At 71.3% G+C, this 22125-nt stretch carries 20 protein-coding genes and 1 pseudogene; 12 read left to right on the top strand and 9 right to left on the bottom strand.

The annotated features are described in order from the left end of the window. The first annotated feature begins 10 nt into the window (after positions 1-10). Positions 11-823: an MBL fold metallo-hydrolase gene (locus tag ACFPZ3_RS35010; RefSeq protein ID WP_379518594.1), complete on the top strand. Its 813-nt coding sequence runs from the start codon at positions 11-13 to the stop codon at positions 821-823. Between the two features lie 22 nt (positions 824-845). On the opposite strand, the gene ligD is transcribed toward ACFPZ3_RS35010, so the two are convergent. Further along, a complete protein-coding gene (gene ligD, locus ACFPZ3_RS35005) occupies positions 846-1847 on the bottom strand; it encodes a non-homologous end-joining DNA ligase (protein ID WP_379518593.1) in 1002 nt (333 codons plus the stop codon). A 314-nt stretch (positions 1848-2161) separates the two neighbouring features. Here ligD and msrB point away from each other — a divergent pair, with 314 nt between their 5' ends. Continuing rightward, entirely contained in the window at positions 2162-2563 is a 402-nt protein-coding gene (gene msrB, locus ACFPZ3_RS35000; RefSeq protein WP_379518592.1) for a peptide-methionine (R)-S-oxide reductase MsrB, read from the top strand. A gap of 167 nt (positions 2564-2730) precedes the next feature. Here msrB and ACFPZ3_RS34995 read toward each other — a convergent pair whose 3' ends face one another. Beyond that, positions 2731-3525 carry a TrbL/VirB6 family protein gene (locus ACFPZ3_RS34995; RefSeq protein WP_379518591.1) on the bottom strand — a complete coding sequence of 265 codons (795 nt, stop codon included), beginning with the start codon at positions 3523-3525 and terminating at the stop codon, positions 2731-2733. Positions 3526-3773: 248 nt separating this feature from the next. Between ACFPZ3_RS34995 and ACFPZ3_RS34990 the strand changes: the two genes are divergently transcribed. Genes ACFPZ3_RS34990 through ACFPZ3_RS34980 form a run of 3 tightly spaced genes read left to right on the top strand, consistent with a single transcriptional unit; the run spans position 3774 to position 6959 of the window. Further along, the gene (locus ACFPZ3_RS34990; protein ID WP_379518590.1) at positions 3774-4679 is read left to right on the top strand and encodes an ABC transporter ATP-binding protein; all 906 of its coding nucleotides are present in this window, start codon (positions 3774-3776) and stop codon (positions 4677-4679) included. Between the two features lies 1 nt (position 4680). Further along, the gene (locus tag ACFPZ3_RS34985; RefSeq protein ID WP_379518589.1) at positions 4681-5826 is read left to right on the top strand and encodes an ABC transporter permease; all 1146 of its coding nucleotides are present in this window, start codon (positions 4681-4683) and stop codon (positions 5824-5826) included. Then, positions 5823-6959, top strand: a complete 1137-nt coding sequence (locus ACFPZ3_RS34980) for an ABC transporter permease (RefSeq protein WP_379518588.1) — start codon at positions 5823-5825, stop codon at positions 6957-6959. The genes ACFPZ3_RS34985 and ACFPZ3_RS34980 overlap by 4 nt, the downstream gene beginning before the upstream one ends. Here the strand turns inward: ACFPZ3_RS34980 and hemQ are convergent. Together hemQ and hemG are read right to left on the bottom strand one after the other, a co-directional pair. Then, the gene (gene hemQ, locus ACFPZ3_RS34975; RefSeq protein ID WP_379518587.1) at positions 6956-7657 is read right to left on the bottom strand and encodes a hydrogen peroxide-dependent heme synthase; all 702 of its coding nucleotides are present in this window, start codon (positions 7655-7657) and stop codon (positions 6956-6958) included. The two genes, ACFPZ3_RS34980 and hemQ, sit on opposite strands and share 4 nt — an antisense overlap. A gap of 5 nt (positions 7658-7662) precedes the next feature. Then, positions 7663-9066, bottom strand: coding sequence for a protoporphyrinogen oxidase (gene hemG, locus ACFPZ3_RS34970; protein WP_379518586.1), 1404 nt, complete (start codon positions 9064-9066; stop codon positions 7663-7665). Positions 9067-9185: 119 nt separating this feature from the next. On the opposite strand from hemG, the gene ACFPZ3_RS34965 reads away from it, so the two are divergent. After that, positions 9186-10160, top strand: coding sequence for a DUF4349 domain-containing protein (locus tag ACFPZ3_RS34965; protein WP_379518585.1), 975 nt, complete (start codon positions 9186-9188; stop codon positions 10158-10160). A gap of 5 nt (positions 10161-10165) precedes the next feature. Here ACFPZ3_RS34965 and hemE read toward each other — a convergent pair whose 3' ends face one another. Then, the gene (gene hemE, locus ACFPZ3_RS34960; protein ID WP_379518584.1) at positions 10166-11185 is read right to left on the bottom strand and encodes a uroporphyrinogen decarboxylase; all 1020 of its coding nucleotides are present in this window, start codon (positions 11183-11185) and stop codon (positions 10166-10168) included. A gap of 598 nt (positions 11186-11783) precedes the next feature. Here hemE and ACFPZ3_RS34955 point away from each other — a divergent pair. From ACFPZ3_RS34955 to ACFPZ3_RS34935, 5 genes are all read left to right on the top strand, one after another. Then, entirely contained in the window at positions 11784-12380 is a 597-nt protein-coding gene (locus ACFPZ3_RS34955) for a DUF3000 domain-containing protein (protein WP_379518583.1), read from the top strand. Positions 12381-12425: 45 nt separating this feature from the next. Beyond that, on the top strand, positions 12426-13652 hold the full coding sequence (locus tag ACFPZ3_RS34950) for an HRDC domain-containing protein (RefSeq protein WP_379518582.1): 1227 nt from the start codon (positions 12426-12428) through the stop codon (positions 13650-13652). Positions 13653-13779: 127 nt separating this feature from the next. Then, the gene (locus ACFPZ3_RS34945) at positions 13780-14925 is read left to right on the top strand and encodes a Gfo/Idh/MocA family protein (protein WP_379518581.1); all 1146 of its coding nucleotides are present in this window, start codon (positions 13780-13782) and stop codon (positions 14923-14925) included. After that, complete coding sequence (locus ACFPZ3_RS34940; protein ID WP_379518580.1) at positions 14922-16088, top strand: dihydrodipicolinate synthase family protein; 1167 nt, start codon at positions 14922-14924, stop codon at positions 16086-16088. The genes ACFPZ3_RS34945 and ACFPZ3_RS34940 overlap by 4 nt, the downstream gene beginning before the upstream one ends. Next, entirely contained in the window at positions 16085-16969 is an 885-nt protein-coding gene (locus ACFPZ3_RS34935; protein ID WP_379518579.1) for a sugar phosphate isomerase/epimerase family protein, read from the top strand. The genes ACFPZ3_RS34940 and ACFPZ3_RS34935 overlap by 4 nt, the downstream gene beginning before the upstream one ends. 90 nt (positions 16970-17059) lie before the next feature. Here the strand turns inward: ACFPZ3_RS34935 and ACFPZ3_RS34930 are convergent, their stop codons facing one another. From ACFPZ3_RS34930 to ACFPZ3_RS34920, 3 genes and pseudogenes are all read right to left on the bottom strand, one after another. After that, positions 17060-17671 carry a class I SAM-dependent methyltransferase gene (locus ACFPZ3_RS34930; protein ID WP_379518578.1) on the bottom strand — a complete coding sequence of 204 codons (612 nt, stop codon included), beginning with the start codon at positions 17669-17671 and terminating at the stop codon, positions 17060-17062. Between the two features lie 41 nt (positions 17672-17712). Beyond that, the gene (locus ACFPZ3_RS34925; protein ID WP_379518577.1) at positions 17713-18030 is read right to left on the bottom strand and encodes a LysR substrate-binding domain-containing protein; all 318 of its coding nucleotides are present in this window, start codon (positions 18028-18030) and stop codon (positions 17713-17715) included. 434 nt (positions 18031-18464) lie between these two features. Then, positions 18465-18605, bottom strand: a pseudogene (locus ACFPZ3_RS34920) (helix-turn-helix domain-containing protein); the annotation flags it as partial. Positions 18606-18677: 72 nt separating this feature from the next. On the opposite strand from ACFPZ3_RS34920, the gene ACFPZ3_RS34915 reads away from it, so the two are divergent. Then, positions 18678-19550 (top strand): EamA family transporter, encoded by an 873-nt coding sequence (locus ACFPZ3_RS34915; RefSeq protein ID WP_379518576.1) that lies wholly within the window; start codon positions 18678-18680, stop codon positions 19548-19550. Here the strand turns inward: ACFPZ3_RS34915 and ACFPZ3_RS34910 are convergent. Next, positions 19507-22080, bottom strand: coding sequence for a PEP/pyruvate-binding domain-containing protein (locus ACFPZ3_RS34910; protein ID WP_379518575.1), 2574 nt, complete (start codon positions 22078-22080; stop codon positions 19507-19509). The two genes, ACFPZ3_RS34915 and ACFPZ3_RS34910, sit on opposite strands and share 44 nt — an antisense overlap. Between the last annotated feature and the right edge of the window lie 45 nt (positions 22081-22125).

Genomic DNA, 22125 nt, shown 5'->3' with positions numbered 1-22125 from the left:
GTGAGCAGAAGTGAGGGGAAGCCTGCAGTTCATCGGGAACGCGACCACGCTGATCCGGTACAACGGCTTCACGCTGCTGACGGATCCGAACTTCCTGCACCGGGGTGAGCGGGCGTACCTGGGGTACGGCCTGTTCTCGCGGCGCCTGGCCGATCCTGCCGTGGAGATCGACGACCTGCCGCCGCTCGACGCGGTGGTGCTGTCCCACCTGCACGGGGACCACTGGGACCGGGTGGCGCGCAGGGGCCTGGACAAGGACACGCCGATCGTCACGACCACCTCGGCGACCGGACGGCTGCGCCGCCGCGGGTTCCGCCGGAGCGTGGGACTGCGGAGCTGGCAGCAGCACGAGGTACGCGGCCCTGGCGGCATCGTCCGGATCACCGCGCTGCCCGCCAAGCACGCCTCCGGCCCGGCCGAGGCGCTGCTGCCGCCGGTGATCGGCACGATGCTGGAGTTCTGCGACCAGGACGAACGGGTGCAGCTGCGCGTGCACGTCAGCGGCGACACCCTGCTCGACCGCCGCCTGGACGCGATCCCGCGCCGCTTCCCCGACATCGACCTGGCCATCGTGCACCTGGGCGGCGCCAGGCTGCGCGGCGCCCCGCTCGTCACCATGGACGGCGAGCAGGGCGCGGCGTGGCTGGGCCTGATCAACCCGCACACGGTCGTACCGGTGCACTTCGACGACTATCCCGTTTTCAGCTCACCTCTGGACGACTTCCGGCATCACGCCGAGCAGGCCGGGCTGGCCGACAGGGTGGTCTGCCTGGAGAGGGGCGAGACGCGCGAGCTGGCGCCGCATCACCTCGTCCGTCACTGACTCGTCCGCCACTGGGCGGCCCCTACGTGTCGGACCTGGCCTTGCTGGGCTGGACGCGCTTGGGCTCGCCCGGCATCTTCGGATAGTTCGGCGGGTAGGGCATGTCGCCCCGGTCGTCCTTGGCGTACAGCTCCAGGAGGGACTCGATGGAGTAGGCCTGGTCGTCGATCCCGGCGTGCACGTCGCCCAGCTTCGCGAAGCGGGCGGGAACCGTGCGGATGTCGAAGTCGCGCGGGTCGGCGTCCTCCAGCTCCTCCCAGGTCAGCGGCGTCGAGACGGGCGCGTGGGGCTGGGCTCTGACGGAGTAGGCGCTGGCCACCGTCCGGTCCCTGGCGTTCTGGTTGAAGTCGATGAACACGCGGTCCCCGCGCTCCTCCTTCCACCAGGCCGTGGTGACCAGGCTGGGATCGCGGTCGGCGACGGCCCTGGCCAGGGCGATGCCCGCGTGGCGCACCTGGATGAAGTCCCAGCGCGGCTCGATGCGCACGGCGATGTGCGCGCCGCGGTTGCCCGAGGTCTTCACGAAGCCGGTCAGGCCCAGCTCTCCAAGCACGTCCCTGGTCAGGAACGCGGCCCTGCGCGCGGCGTCGAACCCCAGGCCGGGCTGCGGGTCAAGGTCGACGCGCAGCTCGTCGGGGTGCTCGACGTCGGCGGCCCGCACCTGCCAGGGGTGGAAGTCGATGGTGCCGAGGTTGGCGCAGTAGGCGATGGCGGCCACCTCGGTGACGCGCAGGGACTGCGCGGTGCGGCCGCTGGGGAAGGTCACGGTGACGGACTGGAGCCAGTCGGGGTGCTTGGGCGGCATCCGCTTCTGGTAGATGGCCTCGGTCTGCACGCCGTCGGGATGGCGCTTGAGGTTGGTGGGCCGGTCCTTGAGCGCGCGCAGCGCCCCTTCGCCGACGCTCACGTAATATTCGACCAGTTCCCGCTTCGTGGCGCCGATCCCAGGAAAGTAGATCTTGTCGGGGTTGGTGACCTTGACGGTCCTCTCCCCAACCTCGAGCTCTATGTACGGCGATGCCATGTCCTCGAACCTACTCCAAGCGGGGTGAGCCCGTCCCGGAGCCGCCTCGGTGGCGGGACCGGGGGCTCGACGGGACGGGCCGGAAGACCATCCACCGCCGTTCCGGGCGCTGGCGCGCCACCCGGCCGGCCTTGACGATCCCCAGCGGCGCCAGCACGGGCGTGGGCTGTGCCGCTCGACGGGATCGACGGATGATCTCACCCCTTGGTAAGGAGGTGATGACACCCCCTTGCCTACAAAGACGCAAATTCATCCCAGAACGGATGCTTCACCCTGCGAAGATCTCTTTTTGCCTGATCTCGTACTCTGGACTCATGGACAAGGTGGTCAAGAGCGATGCCGAGTGGCGGGCCGAGTTGTCGCCCGAGGAGTTCCACGTCCTCAGGGAGGCCGGGACCGAGCGCCCGTTCACGGGCGAGTACGTCGACACCAAGGCCGAGGGTGTCTACTCGTGCCGCGCCTGCGGGGCGGAGCTGTTCCGGTCGGACCAGAAGTTCGAGTCGCACTGCGGCTGGCCGAGCTTCTTCGAGCCGTCGGAATCCGAGGCGGTCCGGCTGATCGAGGACCGCAGCCTCGGCATGGTCCGTGTCGAGGTCCGTTGCGCCAGTTGTGACTCGCACCTGGGGCATGTGTTCCACGGTGAGGGCTACGCGACGCCGACGGACGATCGTTACTGCATCAACTCCGTCTCCCTACGACTTGAACCCAAGGGGTGATCACGTAGCGACACGGCGTATCGATCGTCTTGCACGGGTACGAGAGCCGCGTGCGCTATGTACATCTTCGCCACCGATGGGTGACGATCGAGACCATTGGCCGCGTCGTTACCCAGCGGTGCGAAGTGTGCTCGAAGACACGGGTCCGGGTGCACTAGGCGCGCCCCCTAGTCAGGGGCTGGATGGGTGACTCGGCAGCTCCGGTCGGAGGGGCCGAGGATGTTGGCGAGCACCGGATTGCCGTTCCCGCCGAACTCCGCCTGCACGAACACCACCGGATTCGGCACGCCCCGGCTGTGCAGATAGGCCAGGCCGCGTTCGCAGAGCGTGATGGCGGTGAGGGAATTGTCCGCGCTTTCCGGCAGGTCCGTATAAATGCGCAAATATCCGCCAACTGTGCGGATGTCTTTGAGGCGTTTCAGTGCCTTGTCGTCCGGGCCCCAGGTCGTACGGAAATACTCCGCCGCCTGCCGATCCGTGTGCCGGGACGGCCCATCTGCCCTGAAGTCGTCCCCGTCCGCGGGATCGGGCCCTTCGGCCAGCACGTCCTCAGGAGCCGTGCTGCCCGCCACCATCCCGCCCGCCTCCTCGGGCGTGGCCGAGGGCTTCGGCGCCTCGGACCGCTGCAACTCCCGCGTCCTGGCCTCCGCGCTCGCCTCCACCCCCGCCTGAGCGGTGGCCGTGGCCTTCGCACCACCTGACAACGCCGCCGATCCACGGGTACGGTCCGGCTCGGACGACCCCGCCGAGCCGCGCCCCGCAGGCCCGGCGCCGGGCTCAAGTGCCGCGCCGGAACTCGCCGTGGACCCGCTGAACACACCGTTCGCGCCGAGCAACACGACCACCCCACCGGCCAGCACCAGCGCCCCCGCCACCACCCTGCCCTTCCCCGTGCCCTTCCCCGCACCCTTCCCCGTGCGCCGCCGCGCGTGCCTGGATCGCCCGGCCGCACGCCACCCCACCCCATGACGTCCCGCAGCCCGCCGACGCCCCCGTCTTCCGGACTCTTTCACCCGGCCTCCCCGTCCGCCCATCGGGCACCTTGGAACGTGCCACCCCGCGCACGCCCAAAGGAACAAGAGATTTCCCCTGATTGTGACAAAGGGGATAGATCAATTCAGTTGGATCGCCAACATAGGTCTTGCTCATCGTCGATCCACCCCGCCAAACTGCGAGGGTGGCACGGGACGAGATCATGAAATGTCTGCATTTGCGGAAAACGTTCGGCGATCTCGTCGCCGTCGACGACGTCAGCTTCACCATCGAAGCCGGCGAGACCTACGGCCTGCTCGGCCCCAACGGCGCAGGAAAGACCACGACGATCTCGATGATCGCCGGCATCCTCGAACGCGACGGCGGCGACGTCCTCATCTCCGGCCGCCCCCACGGCACCACCAGCACCTGGGGCAAGAAACGGATCGGGTACGTCCCCCAGGACCTGGCCCTCTACCCCGACCTCAGCGCCCGCGAGAACCTGCGCTTCTTCGCCCGCCTGTACGCGCTCAACCGCACCGAGGCCCGCACCAGGATCGAGGAGGTCCTGGAGATCGTCGGCCTGACCGACCGGGCGAAAGACCCGGTCAAGGAGTATTCGGGCGGCATGAAACGCCGGCTCAACATCGGCGTGGGCCTCCTGCACCACCCTCCCCTGCTGATCCTCGACGAGCCCACCGCCGGCGTCGATCCGCAGAGCCGCAACGCGATCCTGGAGAGCGTCGCGGCGCTGGCCGGCGAGGGCGTCGCCGTGCTGTACACCACGCACTACATGGAGGAGGCCGAACGCCTCTGCGACCGCATCGGCATCATCGACCTGGGCCTGATCAGGGCCGAGGGCACCCGGAGGGAGCTGGTCGCCCTGGTGGGCGAGCTGGACCGGATCTCGCTGACGACCGACGGCACGCAGGCCGTACCGGAGCTGGAGAGGTTGCCGGAAGTGCGCAAGATCAGTAGCGGGGAGGGCCACATCGAGGTCATGGTGGAGGACGCGCGCAAGACGCTGACGCGGATCCTGGCGACGGTCACGGAGGCGGGCGTGGTCGTCAGGACGGTCGAGGTGCACGAGCCGAACCTGGAGTCGGTCTTCCTGCACCTGACCGGCAAGGCGTTACGGGACTGACATGCGCGCACTGCTGCTCATCACCGCCAAGGACCTGCGGCTGCGGGTCAGGGACAGGTCGGCCTTCCTGCTGGCGATCGTGGTGCCGTTCGGGCTGGCGGCCATCTTCAGCCTGGTCTTCAGCGACGTGGACAGCCAGGGCGTGCCCACGTTCGCGGTGGCCGACCAGGACAGGGGCCGGATCGCGGCCACGTTCACCGGGCAGGTGCTGGACCCGCTGGCGCGGGACGGGGTGCTCAGGCTGAGGACGGCGGGCACGGAGCAGGAGGCCCGCGCGCTGGTCGAGCGCGGCGAGGCCCAGGCCGCGTACGTCATCCCCGCCGGTTTCAGCCAGGCCGTGCTGGGCGGACGGCCGGCCACCCTGAACGTGATCGGGAACGTGGACGCGCGGATCAGCTCGTTCGTGGCCCGCTCGGTGGCGGAGGCGTTCGCCGCCGAGGTGCGGTACGTGCAGGTCGCCCTGGAGGTCAAGGGCGCCGGCACCCCGCAGGAGGCGATGGCGGTGCCCGCGCCCGTCACCATCGAGGACCTGACGGCCGAGCGGCGCCAGCTCTCACTGGCGGAGAGCTTCTCGGCGGGAATGGCGGTGTTCTTCCTGTTCTTCACCGTGCAGTTCGGGTTCAGCTCGATCCTGGACGAGCGCCGCGACGGCACGCTGGCCAGGCTGCTGGCCGCGCCGATCCCCCGCGTCACGATCGCCTTCGGCAAACTGCTGGGCGGCTTCGTCATCGGGGTGGTCGCCATGGCCGTGCTGGTCGTCGCCTCCTCGCTGCTGCTGGGCGCGCACTGGGGCAACCCGCTCGGGGTCGGGCTGCTGGTCGTGGCGGGCGTGCTGGCGGCCACCGGGGTGATGGCGCTGGTCGCGACCGTGGCCACCACGGCTGAGCAGTCCGGGAACATCCAGTCGGTGGTGGCGGTGCTGCTGGGCGTGCTGGGCGGCGTCTTCATCCCGATCCAGCAGATGGGCGAGGTGTTCTCGACGCTGAGCCTGCTCACCCCGCACCGCTGGTTCCTCCAGGGGCTGGCCGACCTGCACGGCGAGCACGCGCCGGTGCTGGCGGCGGTGCCGACGCTGGCGCTGCTGGGGTTCGCCGCGGTGACCATCGGGATCGCGCTGACCAGGCTCGGAAGGATGCTCAGAACATGATCGCCATCGCCTGGGTGAACCTGGTCAGGCTCTTCAGGGACCGCACCAACATCTTCTTCGTGATCATCTTCCCGATCATCCTGATCACGGTGCTGGGCCTGTCGTTCGGCTCCGGCTTCGCGCCGAAGCTCGGCGTCACCGGCGGTTCGGGACCGTGGGCGGCCAAGCTGGTGACCGCCCTGGAGGGGTCGGGGCAGATGGAGGTGGTACGGGTCGGCGACGACGCCGAGGCCCGCGAGATGGTCGAACGCGGCCGGCTCGCCGCGGCACTGATCATCCCGGAGGGGTACGACAGCGCCCTGTCCCGCTACATCCCGATCGTGCTCCCCTACGTGAGCCGTGACGAACCGAACTCGCAGCAGATCGGCGCCGCGGTGCGGTCCGTGGTCTCCCAGGTCGCCATGCCCGTCAGGGCCGCCGCGTACGTGCGCGAGGGCTCCTTCGACCAGCTCGTGGCCCGGGCCGAGGCGGCCCGGGTGCCCGGCATCACCGTGGCGGCCACCACGGTCGGGACCGAGGCCATCCCCGAGAGCGTGTCCGGCTTCGACGTCGCCGCGTCCTCGCAGCTCCTGCTGTTCGTCTTCCTGACCTCGCTGACCGGCGCGGCGGCGCTGATCGAGACCAGGCGGTTCGGGGTGTCGCGCAGGATGTACGCCACGCCGATCTCCGTCGGCGCAATCCTGCTCGGCGAGGCGGCCGGGCGGGTGGCCGTGGCGCTGACGCAGGGCCTGATCATCATGTTCGGCTCGGCGCTGCTGTTCGGCGTGCGGTGGGGGGACCCGTTCGGGGCGGCGGCGCTGCTGCTGATGTTCTCGCTGGTCGGCGGTGGGGCGGCGATGCTGCTGGGCGCGGCGATGCGTACCGAGCAGCAGGCGCTCTCGGTGGGCCTGCTGCTCGGGCTGGGCCTGGCCGCGGTCGGCGGGGCCATGGTGCCGCTCGACCTGTTCTCCGGCACGATGCGGCAGATCGCGCACCTCACCCCGCACGCCTGGGCCCTGGACGGCTTCGCCGAACTGCTGCGCGACAACGGCACGATCGCCGCCATCGCGCCTCAGCTCGGCGTGCTGGCCGCGTACGCCGCCGCCTTCTTCGCCCTCGGCTCGTGGCGCCTGCGCGCCGCCCTCACCCGTTAGGGAAGGGCGGCGACCAGCTCCTGGAGCGGCTTGCGCGCGCCGGTGTAGAAGGGGATCTCGACGCGGGTGTGGCGGCGGGCCTTGGCGGCTCGCAGCGTCCGCATGAGGTCGACGATCCGGTGCAGCTCGTCGGCCTCGAACGCCAGCATCCACTCGTAGTCGTTCAGCGAGAAACTGGCCACGGTGTTGGCCCGCACGTCGGGGTAGTCGCGCGCCATCTTGCCGTGCTCGGCCAGCATCGCCCGCCGCTCGGAGTCCTCAAGCAGATACCACTCGTACGAGCGCACGAACGGATAGACGCTCACATAAGCCCGCGGCTCCTCCTCGGCGAGGAAGGCAGGAACGTGCGACTTGTTGAACTCGGCCGGCCGGTGCAGCGCCATCGCCGACCAGACGGGCCTGCTGTGCCGGCCCAGCCCCGTACGCCGGAACCTGGAGTAGACGTCCTGCAGGTCCTCGGGCGTGGGCGCGTGCCACCAGAACATGAAGTCGGCGTCGGCCCTGAGCCCGGCGACGTCGTAGACCCCCCTGGTCACGACATCCTTGCCGGCCGCCTGGTCGAGCAGGTCCTGGACCTCCGCCGCCAGGTCGTCGCGGTTGCCCGGGCACGGATCGGTCACCTGGAAGACCGACCACATGGTGTAACGGATCACCTGGTTGAGATCGCGAGCCTTCGGCCGCGCAGCGCCCTCTGTCATGGTGCCTATTCTCCTCGCCTGGTCAGGTGGTCGAGAATCCGGGCGGCGGCCGTACGGGCCGTGCTGACGCACGCCGGGATCCCGATGCCGTCGTAGGCCGCCCCGCACACCGCCAGCCCCGGCTGCACGGCCACCGCCGCGCGCACCCTGGCCACCCGGTCGAGGTGGCCCACGTTGTACTGGGGCAGCCCGCCGCCCCACCGCGTGACCCTGGTGTCGACGGGCAGGCCGCGCACGCCCATCACATCGCCCATCTCGGCCGTGGCCAGCGACACCAGCTCGGCGTCCTCGCGCTGGAGCAGGTGCTCCTCGCCCAGCCGGCCGATCGAGCAGCGCAGGAGCACCAGGTCCCTGGCCAGGTGGGGCCACTTCACCGAGCTGAACGTGACCGCCTTGACCGGCCGCCGCTCCACCGGCGGCACCAGGTAGCCGCTGGCGGCGGGCGGCTCGGGGAAGGCGTCCACCGGGTAGGCCAGCGTGACGACGGCCATGCTCGCGTACTGGATCCTGGCCAGCTCACTGGCCGCCTTGGGCGCCTCCGCCTTGAGCAGCCTGCTCGCCGCGGGGCCGGGCGTGGCCACGATCACCGCGTCGGCCTCGATCACCTCGGGCCGCGGCACGGGACCGGTGACCAGCCGCCAGCCGGCCTCGGTGCGGTGCAGCTCGCGTACGGTGACGCCGGTCCTGATGTCCGCCCCCGACGCCTTGCCGACCGCTTCCGGCAGGCCGCCGACGCCGTTCTTCAGCGTCGTGAAGACCGGGCCCGCCTCCTTCGGCGTCTCCGCCGCGAGCTGCCTGGCGGCGCTCAGCAGGGAACGCTCGGAGCGTGCCATCGCCGCGACACGCGGCATCGTGGCCTCCAGCGAGAGCTGGTCGGCCCGGCCCGCGTAGACGCCGCCGAGCAGCGGCTCGACCAGCCGGTCCACGACCTCGGCGCCCATCCTGGCCCGGATGTACGCGGCCACGGACACGTCGGTGCGGACCAGGGTCGCCGGCAGGATCTGGTCGAGCGGCACGCGCAGCAGGCCGCCGGGCGAGACGATGCCCGACTTCGCCAGCTCGGTCAGATCGGAGGGCACGCCCATGACCTGGCCCTTCGGCAGGTAACGCAGGGCGCCCCTGGTGTACACGGCCGAGCGCGTGGTGCCGGGGAAGACCAGGTCGTCACCGAGCCCGACGGCCTTGGCCAGCTCCTTGCCCTCGGGGCGCCTGGCCAGCATCGCCTCCGCGCCGGCGTCCACGCTCACCCCGGCGACCTCCGAGGCGTACAACTTGCCGCCTACGCGCGGCGAGCCCTCCAGGACCGTCACCTTGACCCGCTCGCCCGCGCCCTGGTTGAGATACCACGCGGCGGCCAGGCCGGAGATCCCCGCGCCGATGACGACCACGTGCGCCCGATTCCCTTCCACGCCTCCTGACGCTACCGCCTCAACGGCTCGGGCCACCGCGCGAGGGGCCATAAGACACAGTGACCGGACCGTGATTCCCTCGGTCAAACCGGAGTGATCCGCGATCCGTCATAAGGGGCATGACGAGATTCCGGTACGGCATCGCGCTCTCGGCGGCCTGCGCGGCCATGTTACTGACCGGCTGCGGTAGCGGCGAGGGGCTCCAGTCCAGCGACGTCGGGGAACCGGCCAGCGCGCCTGTGTTCGCGGCGCGGGAGAACACGGACGGCGGCACGGTGGGCGACAACCCTGTCGCGGACCAGGCCGGGCCGGCGCGGCCGACCCCGTCCCCGAAGCGCAGGCCCGCGGACGGCGTCATCTCCGACGTCAAGCTCACCCAGGAGCAGCAGCGGCAGGTCATCTACACCGGCAGCATGACCGTCCGCGCCAAGCAGGTGAGCACCTCCGCCCTGCAGGCCAAGCAGATCGTCACCGAGGCCGGCGGCTACCTGGCGCAGGAGGAGAGCAACTCGGCCAGCGACACCGAGGACTCGGCCAGGCTGGAGTTCAAGATCCCGCCCGCGAAATACGCCGAGGTGCTGGGGCGGCTCGGCAAGGATCTCGGCACGCAGCTGTCCATGAAGCAGGGCACCGAGGACGTCACCTTGAAGGTGGCCGACGTCGAGAGCCGGCTGAAGTCGGCCCAGCAGTCCCTGGACTCGCTGCGCACGCTGATGAAGAAGGCCGACACGATCGGTCAGGTGCTGCAGGTCGAGCGGGAGATCTCCGCCCGTGAGTCCGACCTGGAGTCGTTGCAGGCGCAGCAGAAGGAGCTGACCACGCAGGTCGCCATGGCCACGCTGACGCTGCGGCTCGTGGGGCCCGTCGCCGTGGTCGAGGACCCGGACGAGGAGCCGGCCGGCTTCTTCGGCGGCCTGGAGGCCGGGTGGAGGGCGATGGTCGCGTTCACGAAGACGGCGCTCACGGTGATCGGCGCGCTGCTGCCGTGGCTGGCCGTCTCGCTACCGCTGGTCGCGCTGCTGGTCTATCTCGTACGCCGTGACCGCCGCAGGCGCCCGGCCGGCCCCACACGGCCCGGCGCGGAAGCGGCCTGAGTGCGTCAGGAGCTCTCGTGGACGAGGTCGGTCAGGCGCTTGAGCTGGTCGGGGTCCGTCGAGGGCAGCACCCCGTGCCCCAGGTTGAAGACGTGCCCCTCGGCCGCCTCGCCCCGTCGCAACACCTCGCGGGCCTTGCGTTCCACGACCTCCCACGGCGCCAGCAGGATCGCCGGGTCCAGGTTCCCCTGCAGCGCCTTGCCCGGCCCCACCCGGCGGGCGGCCTCGTCGAGCGGCACCCGCCAGTCCACGCCCACCACGTCGGCCCCGGCCTCCCCGAGCACGCCGAGCAGTTCGCCGGTGCCCACGCCGAAGTGGATGCGGGGCACGCCGGCGACGCCCTCGAAGATGCGGCGGGTGTGCGGCAGGATGAACTCCCGGTAGTCGTCCGGCGCCACCGCCCCCACCCAGGAGTCGAAGAGCTGCACGGCCGAGGCTCCGGCCGCCACCTGGATGCGCAGGTGCTCCAGGACGATGTCCGTGAGGCGCTCCATCAGGGCGTGCCAGAGGCCGGGGGCGCCGTACATCATGGCCTTGGTGCGGTCGTGGTTCTTGGAGGGGCCGCCCTCGATCAGGTAGGAGCCGAGCGTGAACGGCGCTCCGGCGAAGCCGATCAGCGGGGTGGCGCCGAGCTCGCCGGTCAGCGCCCTGATGGACTCCGTGACGTAGGAGACGTCGTCGGGCTCCAGCGGGCGCAGCGCCTCAACGCCCTTGGCGTCGCGGATCGGGTCGGCCACCACCGGGCCGACGCCCGGCTTGATGTCGAGGTCGACGCCGATGGCCTTGAGCGGGACCACGATGTCGCTGAAGAAGATGGCCGCGTCCACGCCGTAACGGCGCACCGGCTGCATGGTGATCTCGACGATCAGGTCGGGCGTCGCGCACGCGGTGAGCATCGGCACACCCTCGCGGACCTTCAGGTATTCCGGCAGCGACCGCCCGGCCTGTCGCATGTACCAGACAGGGGTGTGGGAGACGGGCTGGCGGCGGCAGGCACGCAGGAACGCTGAGTCGGCGAGGTTCACCAGACAAGGGTGCCACGCATGGGGGTCGGTCACGACACGAGCGCGAGGTGTCGGAAAAAGATGCATTGGACACCCCAAATCATGATCAGATAGCCAGATGAAGGTTTACCGGTCTGCTCGGCATCGGCATCTCACACGGGTCGAACACACCCCATGCCCGCCCAGAGAGCCGGTCTCGACTGGACCAAATGTTCGCCAAGCCACCGCGCGGCACCGATTCAGCGACCACTTTCGGGACACGCCGAGCGCGTTGCGGGGAATTGTCAGCGGCTCGTGCCAACGTCGGAGCCACGACCCGAAGAAAGGCCCCGGTTCGATGACTCGTGCGACGACCGCGTTGTGGATTTTCCCAGAGCGCCGCAGTGAGCGCTGCCCTGCCTGCGCCGGTGAGCGGCCGTTCGAGCAACCGCCGTGCCTCGACGGGCACGAGCCGGGCGAGTGCCCCGAATGGGTCTGCGCCGGCTGCGGCCACGCGCTCCTGCTCGGCTCCGCCGAGTCCACCCGCCCGGCACGCCAGCTGGTTACGGCAGCGGCTTGATCACGAAGGATGAGCACCCCCGTGGTCCCCTTCCGCCCGTCTTCGACCTACGCTTCGGCTATGACACTCGGTGACCAGCCGCCGCCGCCCGCCGCGTTCACGCGTGCGGCCGAGAGCCTGCGGCTGACCGAGGTGCGCCCGGAGATCGAGTTCGAGGACCTGCCCGCGCCCCAGCGGCTGGCCCCCTACTCGGCCGCCATCGGCGCGTCGGTCTACCGCGACGACGAGGAGCTCGCGGTCGGCAGGCTGATCCTGCTCTACGACCCCGACGGCCAGCGCGGATGGGAAGGCCCGTTCCGGCTGGTGGCCTATGTCAGGGCCGACATGGAGCCGGAGATCACCTCCGACCCGTTGCTCGGGCCCGTCGCCTGGAGCTGGCTGACCGAGGCTCTGGAGGCGCATCAGGCCGACTACTCCGCCGCTGGCGGTACCGTGACAAGAGCCGTGTCCGAAGGTTTCGGCAACAAGGCCGACGATCCGGTCACGACCGAGCTCGAGTTGCGGGCGTCCTGGTCACCCGCGCAGGAGGATCTCTCCGGCCACGTCGCCGCCTGGTGCGACCTCATGTGCCTGGCGGCGGGGATTCCGCCGCTCCCGCCCGACGTGGCCGCACTGCCCCGCCGACGAGATGATCCGGAGAGTGACCGAACGAAGTGAGGGCCCCAGTCAAGACAGCACCAGCGTCATGAGGTCGGTGAACTCATGACAGAAGAACGCACAGTGGAGCCGCTGCTAGAGCCGCGTGAGGGCATACCTCCCGTCACCGCCGACGCCGAAGGGCTGGCCGGCGTGGTGGAGAGGTTCGCCGGCGGCAGCGGTCCCGTCGCGGTGGACGCCGAGCGCGCCTCGGGCTACCGCTATGGCAACCGGGCCTACCTGGTGCAGCTGCGCCGGGGCGGGGCCGGCAGCGCGCTGATCGACCCCGTCGGGTGCCCCGACCTGTCCGCCCTCGACCAGGCCGTGTCCGGGGCGGAGATCGTGCTGCACGCCGCCTCGCAGGACCTGCCGTGCCTGCTGGAGGTGGGGTTCAGGCCACGCGAGATGTTCGACACCGAGCTGGCCGGGCGGCTGCTCGGATACGAGCGGGTGGGGCTGGGCACGATGGTCGAGACCGTGCTCGGGCTGCGGCTGGAGAAGGGTCACTCGGCGGCCGACTGGTCCACCAGGCCGCTGCCGGAAGACTGGCTGCGATACGCGGCACTCGACGTCGAGGTGCTGGTCGAGCTCCGTGACGTGCTCCACCAGGAGCTGACCGACAGCGGGAAGCTGGAGTGGGCGCGCGAGGAGTTCGCCGCCGTGCTCCACACCCCGCCACCGGCGCCGAGGTCCGACCCGTGGCGGCGCACGTCGGGGATTCACAAGGTGCGCAACGTGCGGGCCCTGGCCATCGTGCGCGAGTTGTGGAACATGCGTGACCGGATCGCCCGTGAGTCCGACCTCGCCCCCGGGCGGGTGCTGCCCGACGCGGCGATCGTGACGGCCGCGCTGGAGGGCCCCCGTACGAAGAAGGCATTGACCGAAATTTCGGCATTCACCGGGAGAAGTGCGCGCAGGCACATGAGCGACTGGCTCGGCGCCGTGGCCAGGGCCCGCGCCCTGCCCGACAGCCAGCTCCCCCAGCCCAGCACGCCGGGCGACGGCCCCCCGCCGCCCAACCGCTGGGCCGACCGCGACCCGGCCGCCGCCAAGCGCCTGGCCGCCGCCCGCGCCGTGGTGACCGCCCTGGCCGACGAGCACCACATGCCCACGGAAAACCTGCTGCAGCCCGACGCCGTACGCAGGCTGACCTGGGAGCCGCCCGCGGAGATCAGCGACGAGAGCGTGACCGTCAGGCTGCGCGAGCTCGGCGCCCGCGAGTGGCAGCTCACCCTCACCGCTCACCCCATCGCCAAGGCCCTGGCCAGGCTGGAGTCGCGCGGCGACCTCTAGGCTCGGCACCGGGTGTACTCACCCGTGGTCGAGGTCCACCTGAGGTTCGCGCTACTTGACGCCCTCGGTGGCCTCGCCGTACGGTTCGGGAAAGCGCTTTCCGCATGTTGTGCCTGAAGGGATCCTCATGAGCGTGCGCACCATCGGCGTCGTGATGAACGGCGTCACCGGACGAATGGGCTACCGCCAGCATCTGGTCCGTTCCGTCCTGGCCATCAACGAGCAGGGCGGCGTGACGCTCTCGGACGGTTCCAGGGTCAAGCTCAAGCCCGTACTGGTCGGTCGCAACGCCGACAAGCTTGCCGATATCGCGTCAAAGCATGAAATTTCGGATTTCACCACGGATCTCGACGCGGCTCTCGCCGACGACGACAACCTGATCTACTTCGACGCCCAGGTCACCAGCGCCCGGGTGAAGGCCGTGCTGAAGGCCATCGAGGCCGGCAAGCACATCTACGCGGAGAAGCCGACGGCCGAGTCGACGCAGGAGGCGATCGCGCTGGCCGAGGCCGCCACGGCCAAGGGCGTCAAGAACGGCGTCGTCCAGGACAAGCTCTTCCTGCCCGGCCTGCTCAAGCTGAAGCGGCTGATCGACGGCGGCTTCTTCGGCCGCATCCTGTCGGTGCGGGGCGAGTTCGGCTACTGGGTGTTCGAGGGCGACTGGCAGGAGGCGCAGCGCCCGTCCTGGAACTACAGGACCGAGGACGGCGGCGGCATCGTGCTCGACATGTTCCCGCACTGGCACTACGTGATGGAGAACCTGTTCGGCCGCGTCCAGTCGGTCTACGCCAAGGCCGTGACGCACATCCCGGCCCGGGTGGACGAGCAGGGGAACACCTACCAGGCGACCGCTGACGACGCCGCGTACGGGATCTTCGAGCTGGAGGGCGGCATCGTCGCCCAGATCAACTCCTCCTGGACGGTTCGCGTGAACCGGGACGAGCTGGTCGAGTTCCAGGTGGACGGCACGCACGGCAGCGCCGTCGCGGGCCTGCGCAACTGCCGCGCGCAGCACCGCTCGGCCACCCCCAAGCCCGTCTGGAACCCGGACCTGCCGGCCACGGCGCGCTTCCGCGACGGCTGGCAGGAGGTGCCCGACAACGCCGAGTTCGACAACGGGTTCAAGATCCAGTGGGAGGGCTTCGTCCGGCACGTGCTGGAGGACGCGCCCTTCCCGAACGACTTCGCCTCCGGCGCGCGCGGCGTGCAGCTCGCGGAGATGGGCCTGCGCTCGAACGCCGAGGGCCGCAGGATCGAGGTTCCCGGGCTGTGAGGATCGAACTTCCCGGCTTCGGCGCGTACCCGCTGAAGGAGCCGACGACCTGGCCGGTCGTGGACAAGCCTGCCACCAGCCGCATCGTGTACGCCGCCGCGCACGTGGTGGCCGACCCCCTGGGTGACAACACGCCCGGCTCCCCCGCCGCCGTGGACTGGGACGCCACGCTGCGCTTCCGCCGCCACCTGTGGTCGCACGGCCTGCGCGTCGCCGACGCCATGGACACCGCGCAGCGCAACATGGGCCTGGACTGGGCGGCGACCAAGGAGCTGATCCGGCGCAGCGCCGCCGAGGCCCGCTCGTACGGCGACCCGGCCACGCTGGTGTCCTGCGGCGCGGGCACCGACCACGCGACCGAGGCCGCCGACCTGAACACGATCACCGCCGCGTACGCCGAGCAGATCGAGACCGTGCAGTCCGCCGGCGCCGGCGTGATCGTCATGGCCTCCCGCCAGCTCGCCAGGGTGGCCACGGGCCCGGCCGACTACCACCAGGTGTACGGCAAGCTGTTCGGCCTGGCCGACCGCCCGGTGGTCCTGCACTGGCTGGGCGAGATGTTCGACCCTCAGCTCGCGGGCTACTGGGGTTCGCGCGACGTGGCGGCGGCCACGGAGTCGTTCCTGGAGCTGATCCACGCCCACGCCCCGATGGTGGACGGCGTGAAGGTGTCGCTGCTGGACGAGGAGCACGAGGTGGGCCTGCGGGCCGCGCTGCCCGAGGGCGTCAAGCTGTACACGGGCGACGACTTCAACTACCCGTCGCTGATCAGGTCGGGCTCGCACGCGCTGCTGGGCATCTTCGACGCCATCGCCCCCGCCGCGGCGGCGGCGCTCCAGGTGCTGGACGCGGCCGAGGCGGCCGGTGACGAGGCTGCCAGGGAACGGCTGCTGGCCTCCTACGAGGAGATCCTCGCCCCGACCGTCCCGCTGTCGAGGAAGATCTTCGAGACGCCCACGTACAACTACAAGACCGGCATCGTCTTCCTGGCCTGGCTGAACGGCCACCAGGACGCCTTCGCCATGGTGAACGGCGCCCAGTCGGCGCGCTCGCTGCCGCACCTGTCGGAGGTGTTCCGCCTGGCCGACCAGGCCGGGCTGCTGGCCGACCAGGAGCTGGCCGTGCGCCGCATGAAGGCGCTGCTGGAGGTGAACGGGCTGTGAGCGACACGACCGTCAGGCGCGGCACCCTGGCGCTGAACCAGTGGACGACCAGGCACTGGTCGCTGGCCGAGGCCGTGGACGGATGCGTGCGGCACGGCCTGGAGGCGATCGGGCTGTGGCGCGAGAAGGTCGCCGAGCAGGGGCTCGCGCAGAGCGTCAAGCTCGTACGCTCGGCGGGGCTGCGGGTGTCGTCGTTGTGCCGCGGCGGCTTCCTCACGGCGGGCGGCCTGCCCGGCGAGGAGGGCCGTGCGGCCTTCGCCCGGGCTCTGGAGGACAACCGGCGGGCCATCGACGAGGCGGCCGAGCTGGAGGCGGCCTGCCTCGTGATGGTGGTGGGCGGCCTGCCCGGGGTGAAGCCGGGCGAGCCGCTGACCGGCTTCACGCGTGACCTGGCCGGAGCCCGGGAGCGGGTGGCCGAGGCGCTGGCGGAGCTGGCCCCGTACGCCGGGGAGCGGGGGGTCAAGCTGGCCCTGGAGGCGCTGCACCCGATCTACTGCCCGGACCGCGCCGTGCTGTCCACGCTGGGGCAGGCGCTGGAGCTGAGCCTGCCCTACCCCGAGGAGCAGGTCGGCGTGGTCGTGGACACCTTCCACGTGTGGTGGGACCCGAGGTTGTTCGAGGACATCGCGCGGGCCGGGAGCCGGATCGCCTCCTACCAGGTGTGCGACTACCTGCATCCGCTGCCTGAGGACGTGCTGCTCGGGCGGGGCATGATGGGCGACGGGGTGATCGACTTCCGGCCGATCACGCAGGCGGTCCAGGCCGCCGGCTACACGGGCGACGTCGAGGTGGAGATCTTCAACGCCGACATCTGGGCCGCCGACCCCGACGAGGTGGTGGCCACGATGAAGGCCCGCTACGAGGAGGTCGTACTGCCCTGATGGTGCGGCGGCGCCGGCTCTCTACGGCTTGTCCGGACCAGAGGTAGCGCCTCCTACCGCTGGTCCCAGACCAGAAGGTAGCGGCGCCCTCTACGGCTTGTCCCAGACCAGGAGGTAGCGGCGCAGCAGGAGGCGGCGGAAGTCGCATCCGGGCAGCACCTGGCGGGCCAGCCGGCCGCTCTCGCCCCACGACAGGACCGGGTCCATGGCGGGCACGTTCTTGCCGGGGCCGCTCTTGGGGCCGTGGCGCAGCCGCAGCAGGCGGGAGGCGACCTGGCCCGCGCCGCTGACGATCCAGTCGAGCGCGGAGCGGTTCCTGGCCAGGCCGACGACCACCAGACGGCCGCCCGGGGCCAGCAGCCGCGCCAGGGCCCGGGCGGACTGCCGGAACTCGGCGTGGTGGGTGACGGCGACGGCGCTGATGAAGTCGTACTTGCCCTCGGGGAGCAGGCCGCGCGGGTCGTCGAGGTAGTCGGCCGTCACGAACGAGACGTTGTCCAGGTTGCCGTGACGCTCGCAGGCCATGGCCACGGCCTCGGGAGAGCGATCGGCGGCGGTCACGTCCGGTACGCGGGCGGCCAGCTTGCTCGCCAGCAGTCCGTCACCGCAACCTATGTCGAGCGCCCGCTCGCAGCCCGCGGGCATGAGCTTCATGACCAGGCTCTGGTAATGGACGTTGTGGTTCCAATAGGGCTCGGACATTCGATCACCATAGCGGGGACAATCTTCCCTTACCGCCCAATCTAACCGGCCGTCAACTGATCGGCGAGGAGGGCGGCCCGGGGGTCGGCGGTGCGGTGGCGGATGCGGATCGTGCGGTGCAGCGGAGGGTCGAGGGGCAGCAGCACCACGTTCGGCGGGGCCGGGCGCGGGGCGGCGATCGCGGGCACGACGCCCACGGTGATCCCGGCCTCCGCCATGGCCAGCACGGTCGGGACGTCGCGTACGACGTGCGCCGGCCGCCACTCGACACCGTGCGCCGCGAACCCCTCGGCGAGCAGCGGACCACACGTGCCCCCTGGATCGGCCACCCCGGCGGCGACCAGGTCGGCGAGGGGCACGCGAGGGGGTGACGGCGGGGCAGCACGGCCAGGAACTCGTCGGTGAACTCGGCCCGCTCCTCCCCGACCGGGCACTCATCCGCGAACTCGGCCGGCTCCTCCCCTGCGGGGCGCTCGGCCCGCTTCTCCCCCGGCGCCGTGGTGACGGCCAGGTCGATGGTGCCGGCGGCGAGCCAGGAGGCGAGTTCGTCGTCCTCGCCCCGCAGGACGAGGGGCGGGGGGTCGAGGGCGAGCCGCGCCAGAGCGTCGGGGACGAGCCGGACGAGCGCGCTGGCGATCGCCCCCACGCGCAGCCGGGGCGGCCGCTTCCGTTCGGCCAGGGCCTCGATGGCATGGAGGTGGTCGAGGGCGGCGCGTGCGTGGACGGCGACCTCGCGGCCCAGGGCCGTCAGGGTGGCGCCGCCCTGACCGCGGTGCACGACGGGGGCGCCGAGGTGACGTTCGAGGGCGGCGATGGCGCGGCTGACTCCGGACTGGGTGAGGCCGAGCGCCTCCGCTGCCCGGGTGAAGCTGCCGTGCTCTTCCAGGGCCAGCAGCGCCTCGACGTGCCCGACGGTGATCTCCACGACTCTCATGATATTCGGTCATGGGCCGCATGAACACAAGTTGTTGGACGCATAGACGCAGGTCGGCATAGCCTCGGTGCCATGTTGTTCGCGGCCATGGTGGTGCTCTGGTTGTGCTGGGGCTCGTCGTTCCCGGCCATGTCGGTGATGGTGCGCGCCCTGCCGCCGCTGCTCGCCTCCGGGGCGGTGTTCCTGGTGGCGGGGGTGGTGCTGGCCGCCGCCCGGCCCGGCGCGTTGCGCGGGCTGAGCCGCCGTCAGCTCGCCGTGTCCGCCGGGGCCGGGGTCTGTCTGCTGGGCGCGCAGGGCACGATCGCGGTGGCGATGCGGCACGTGTTCGCGGGCACGGCGGCGCTGCTGGTCGCGGCCATCCCGCTCTGGGTCGCGGTGTTGCGGGCGCTGTCAGGGGATCGGCCGTCGCGTGGCGGTGTGGTGCGGCTGGTGGCGGGGTTCGCCGGGGTGTCGGTGGTGCTGGTGGCGGGGTCGGCCGGTGAAGGGGGCTGGTCGGCCTGGGCGCTCGTCGTGGTGGCGGCCTCCGTCGCCTGGGCGGCGGGCACGTTGTGGGCCTCGCGCTCCGGCACCCCGCCGCGCCCGGCGACCGTCGTGCAGTTGTGCGCGGGCGGTCTGACGCTGGTCGTGGCGGGGTTCCTGGCGGGCGAACTCCCCACCGGGCCGTTCGGGGCGGCGTCGTGGGCGAGCTTCGGCTATCTCGTGCTCGTGGACTCGCTGGCGGGGTTCGCGCTGTTCAACTGGCTGCTGCGGTCGGCTCCCGTGTCGCTCGTGAGCACGTACTCCTACGCCGTGCCCGTGGTCGCGTACCTGATCGCGGTTCTGGTCCTCGGCGAGCCGTTCCACCCGGCCGTGCCGGTCGGCGCGGCCGTCATCGTGGGTGCGGTGGCCGCCGAGGCGGTCGCTATGACGGGAGCGCCACCGTTCCGGCGGCTCCGTTCACGGTGATCTCCTGGCCGGAGGTGATGCGGTGGACGGCGTCGGGCACGCCGACGACCGCCGGGATGCCGTACTCCCTGGCCACCACCGCGCCGTGCGACATCGCCCCGCCCATCTCCATCACCAGCCCTCCGGCCGTCAGGAACAGCGGCGTCCAGCCGGGGTCCGTCGAGGGGCAGACCAGGATCTCGCCCGGCTCCAGGTGCGCGCCGATCGGGTCGAGCACCACCCTGGCCACGCCCGTGATCGTGCCGGGCGAGGCCGGGGTGCCCGTCAGCGCGCCGTCCGCGGCCTCCTGCGCGAGGGCCTCGGGCTCGGTGCCGTCGGAGAGCAGCACCCGGGGCACGTGCCTGCGGCGCCTCTCCTGCTCGTACGCCGCCCGCCGCTCCGCCACGGAATCCCGCAGGTCGCCTCCGCCCAGAGCGGCCCTGGCCTCGCGCAGATCCAGGAAGAACACGTCGTCGGCCGAGTCCAGCACGCCCTGGCCGACCAGGTGCTCCCCGACCACGAAGAGGCTGCGCCGTACCGCCGCGAGGGTCTTGACCATGTAGAACTTGGGCAGCTCGCGCAGTCCGGCGTACCTGCGGGTGCGTCCGAGCGCGAAGCGCACCACGGCGGCCCGCCACCGCGCCCTGCGCCCCGCCCGCGACGCCACGTGGGCGATCGCGGCGCGAGCCTCCTGCTCGCCCTTGGCGAACATCGCGGCGGGCGCGGTGTCGGCGCCGCCGTCCATGCGCAGGTAGTTGGCCACGACACCGAGGATGTGGGCGGGCTGCTCCGACCATCGCGGCACGCCCACGTCGATCTCGGCGACACCCCGGTGTCCGTACTTGTCCATGAACGCGGTGATCTCGCGCTGGGCGATGGGCGGGAGCGCGCCTGCCTGGTAGAGGTCCACCAGCTCGGCCAGGGTCCGCTCCTTGAACGGCTCCGGCTCGACGCGGGTGGCCAGGCCCCACAGTTCGAGGTCCATCTCCGTGGTCGGGTTGCTGGGCATGCTGCGCAGGACGTCGCTCATCTCGTTCACCGGCACGCCGGAGAGCTTGGAGGCCAGCGCGAACAGGCCGTAGCCGGCGATCACGGTCGGCATGATCGAGATGATCAGCGGGAACGTGCCCTGCAGCACGCGCTCGGCGTGGTCCAGGCGCTGCGCCGGGGTCGCCGTGGCGGGCACGCTGAGCCTTCTGTTGAGCGCCTCGCCGAGCCGGACGGTGGACGCCACGGCCTTGCGGGGGTTGGTGAGCGCCGTGAACACGCGGGAGGGGAAGTGGACTCGGCGGGCGAAACGCGCGAAACCGCGCAGGAAGGGCAGGCGGGAGGTGCTCGCCAGCGACAGGCGCGGGTCCTCGAACAGCCGCTCCATGATGCTCACGGCGCGGGCCTCGCCGAGCGTCAACATGCGTGGGAGGAGGCCGCGGCCGGGGCGGCCGCGTACGGCGGTGGTGATGTCGAGCCAGAGGCGTCCCCCCGACACCGTCACGAAGCCGGCGCCGCCGAGAGGGTCGGCGGGCGCGTGCCCGGCCAGGCCCGCGCCGCCCGCGCTGATCACCCGGAACGCCGAGACCCCCATCGGCGTGAACGGCCCCATGACGCCCTGGACGACGTTGACCGAGAAGAACACCCGCAGGCCGGGCCGGGTCGGCTCGGGCAGCGGGTAGAGCGTGGTGACCGGCCTGGACTGGGTGAGCCAGAGCGTGCCGTCGTGGTCGATTGCCCACTCGGTGTCCTGGGGCGCGCCGTAGTGGCCCTCGACGCGGACGCCCAGGGCGGCGAGGCGGCGTACCTCGTCGTCGGTCAGGCACAGGCCGTCGTACGCGGACTCGACGCGCTCGGTGCCGCCGCCGGGCAGGGAGCGGATGGCCAGCTTCTTGTCACCCGCGTGGCGTTCGAGGATCTCGCCGTCGAAGACGAGGAAGCGGTCGGGGTTCACCGCGCCGGAGACGACGGCCTCCCCGAGCCCGGGGCTGGCGTCGATCACGGCCTCGTGCCGCCGGCCCGTCACCGGGTTGGCGGTGAACATCACGCCCGCCACGCGTGCCTCCACCATCACCTGGACGACCACCGCGAGCCGCACTGAGGCGTGGTCGATGCCGTTGGACTCGCGGTAGGCGACGGCGCGGTCGGTCCAGAGCGAGGCCCAGCAGCGGCGTACGGCGTCCACCACCGCCTGCGCGCCCACCACGTTGAGGAAGGTGTCCTGCTGCCCGGCGAAGCTGGCGAACGGCAGGTCCTCCGCGGTGGCGGAGGAGCGCACCGCCACCGGCACGTCGTCACCGAGCGCGGCGTACGACTTCACGATCGTCTCGTACACCGCGTCCGGCACGGGGGCGTCGAGCAGGTGCTGCCTGGCCCGCTCGGCCAGCCCGTCGCCACTGGTCTCCAGGCCCTGCGCGACCTGCCGGTACGCCTCCGTGGTCAGCGCCCAGCCGGGCGGCACGGGCAGACCCGCCCTGGTCAGCTCGCCGAGATTGGCGGCCTTGCCACCCACCTCGGCCAGCATGCCCGCGTCGATCTCGGCGAAATCCAGCACCGTCTTCATCGCATGCACCCCTGCCGTTCAGCGTCCTGTCACACAGTCTCACGC

The organism is Nonomuraea insulae (genome assembly GCF_042656245.1).
Note: the sequence above shows the minus strand (reverse complement) of the source record. Positions and strands in the feature narration are given on the sequence as shown.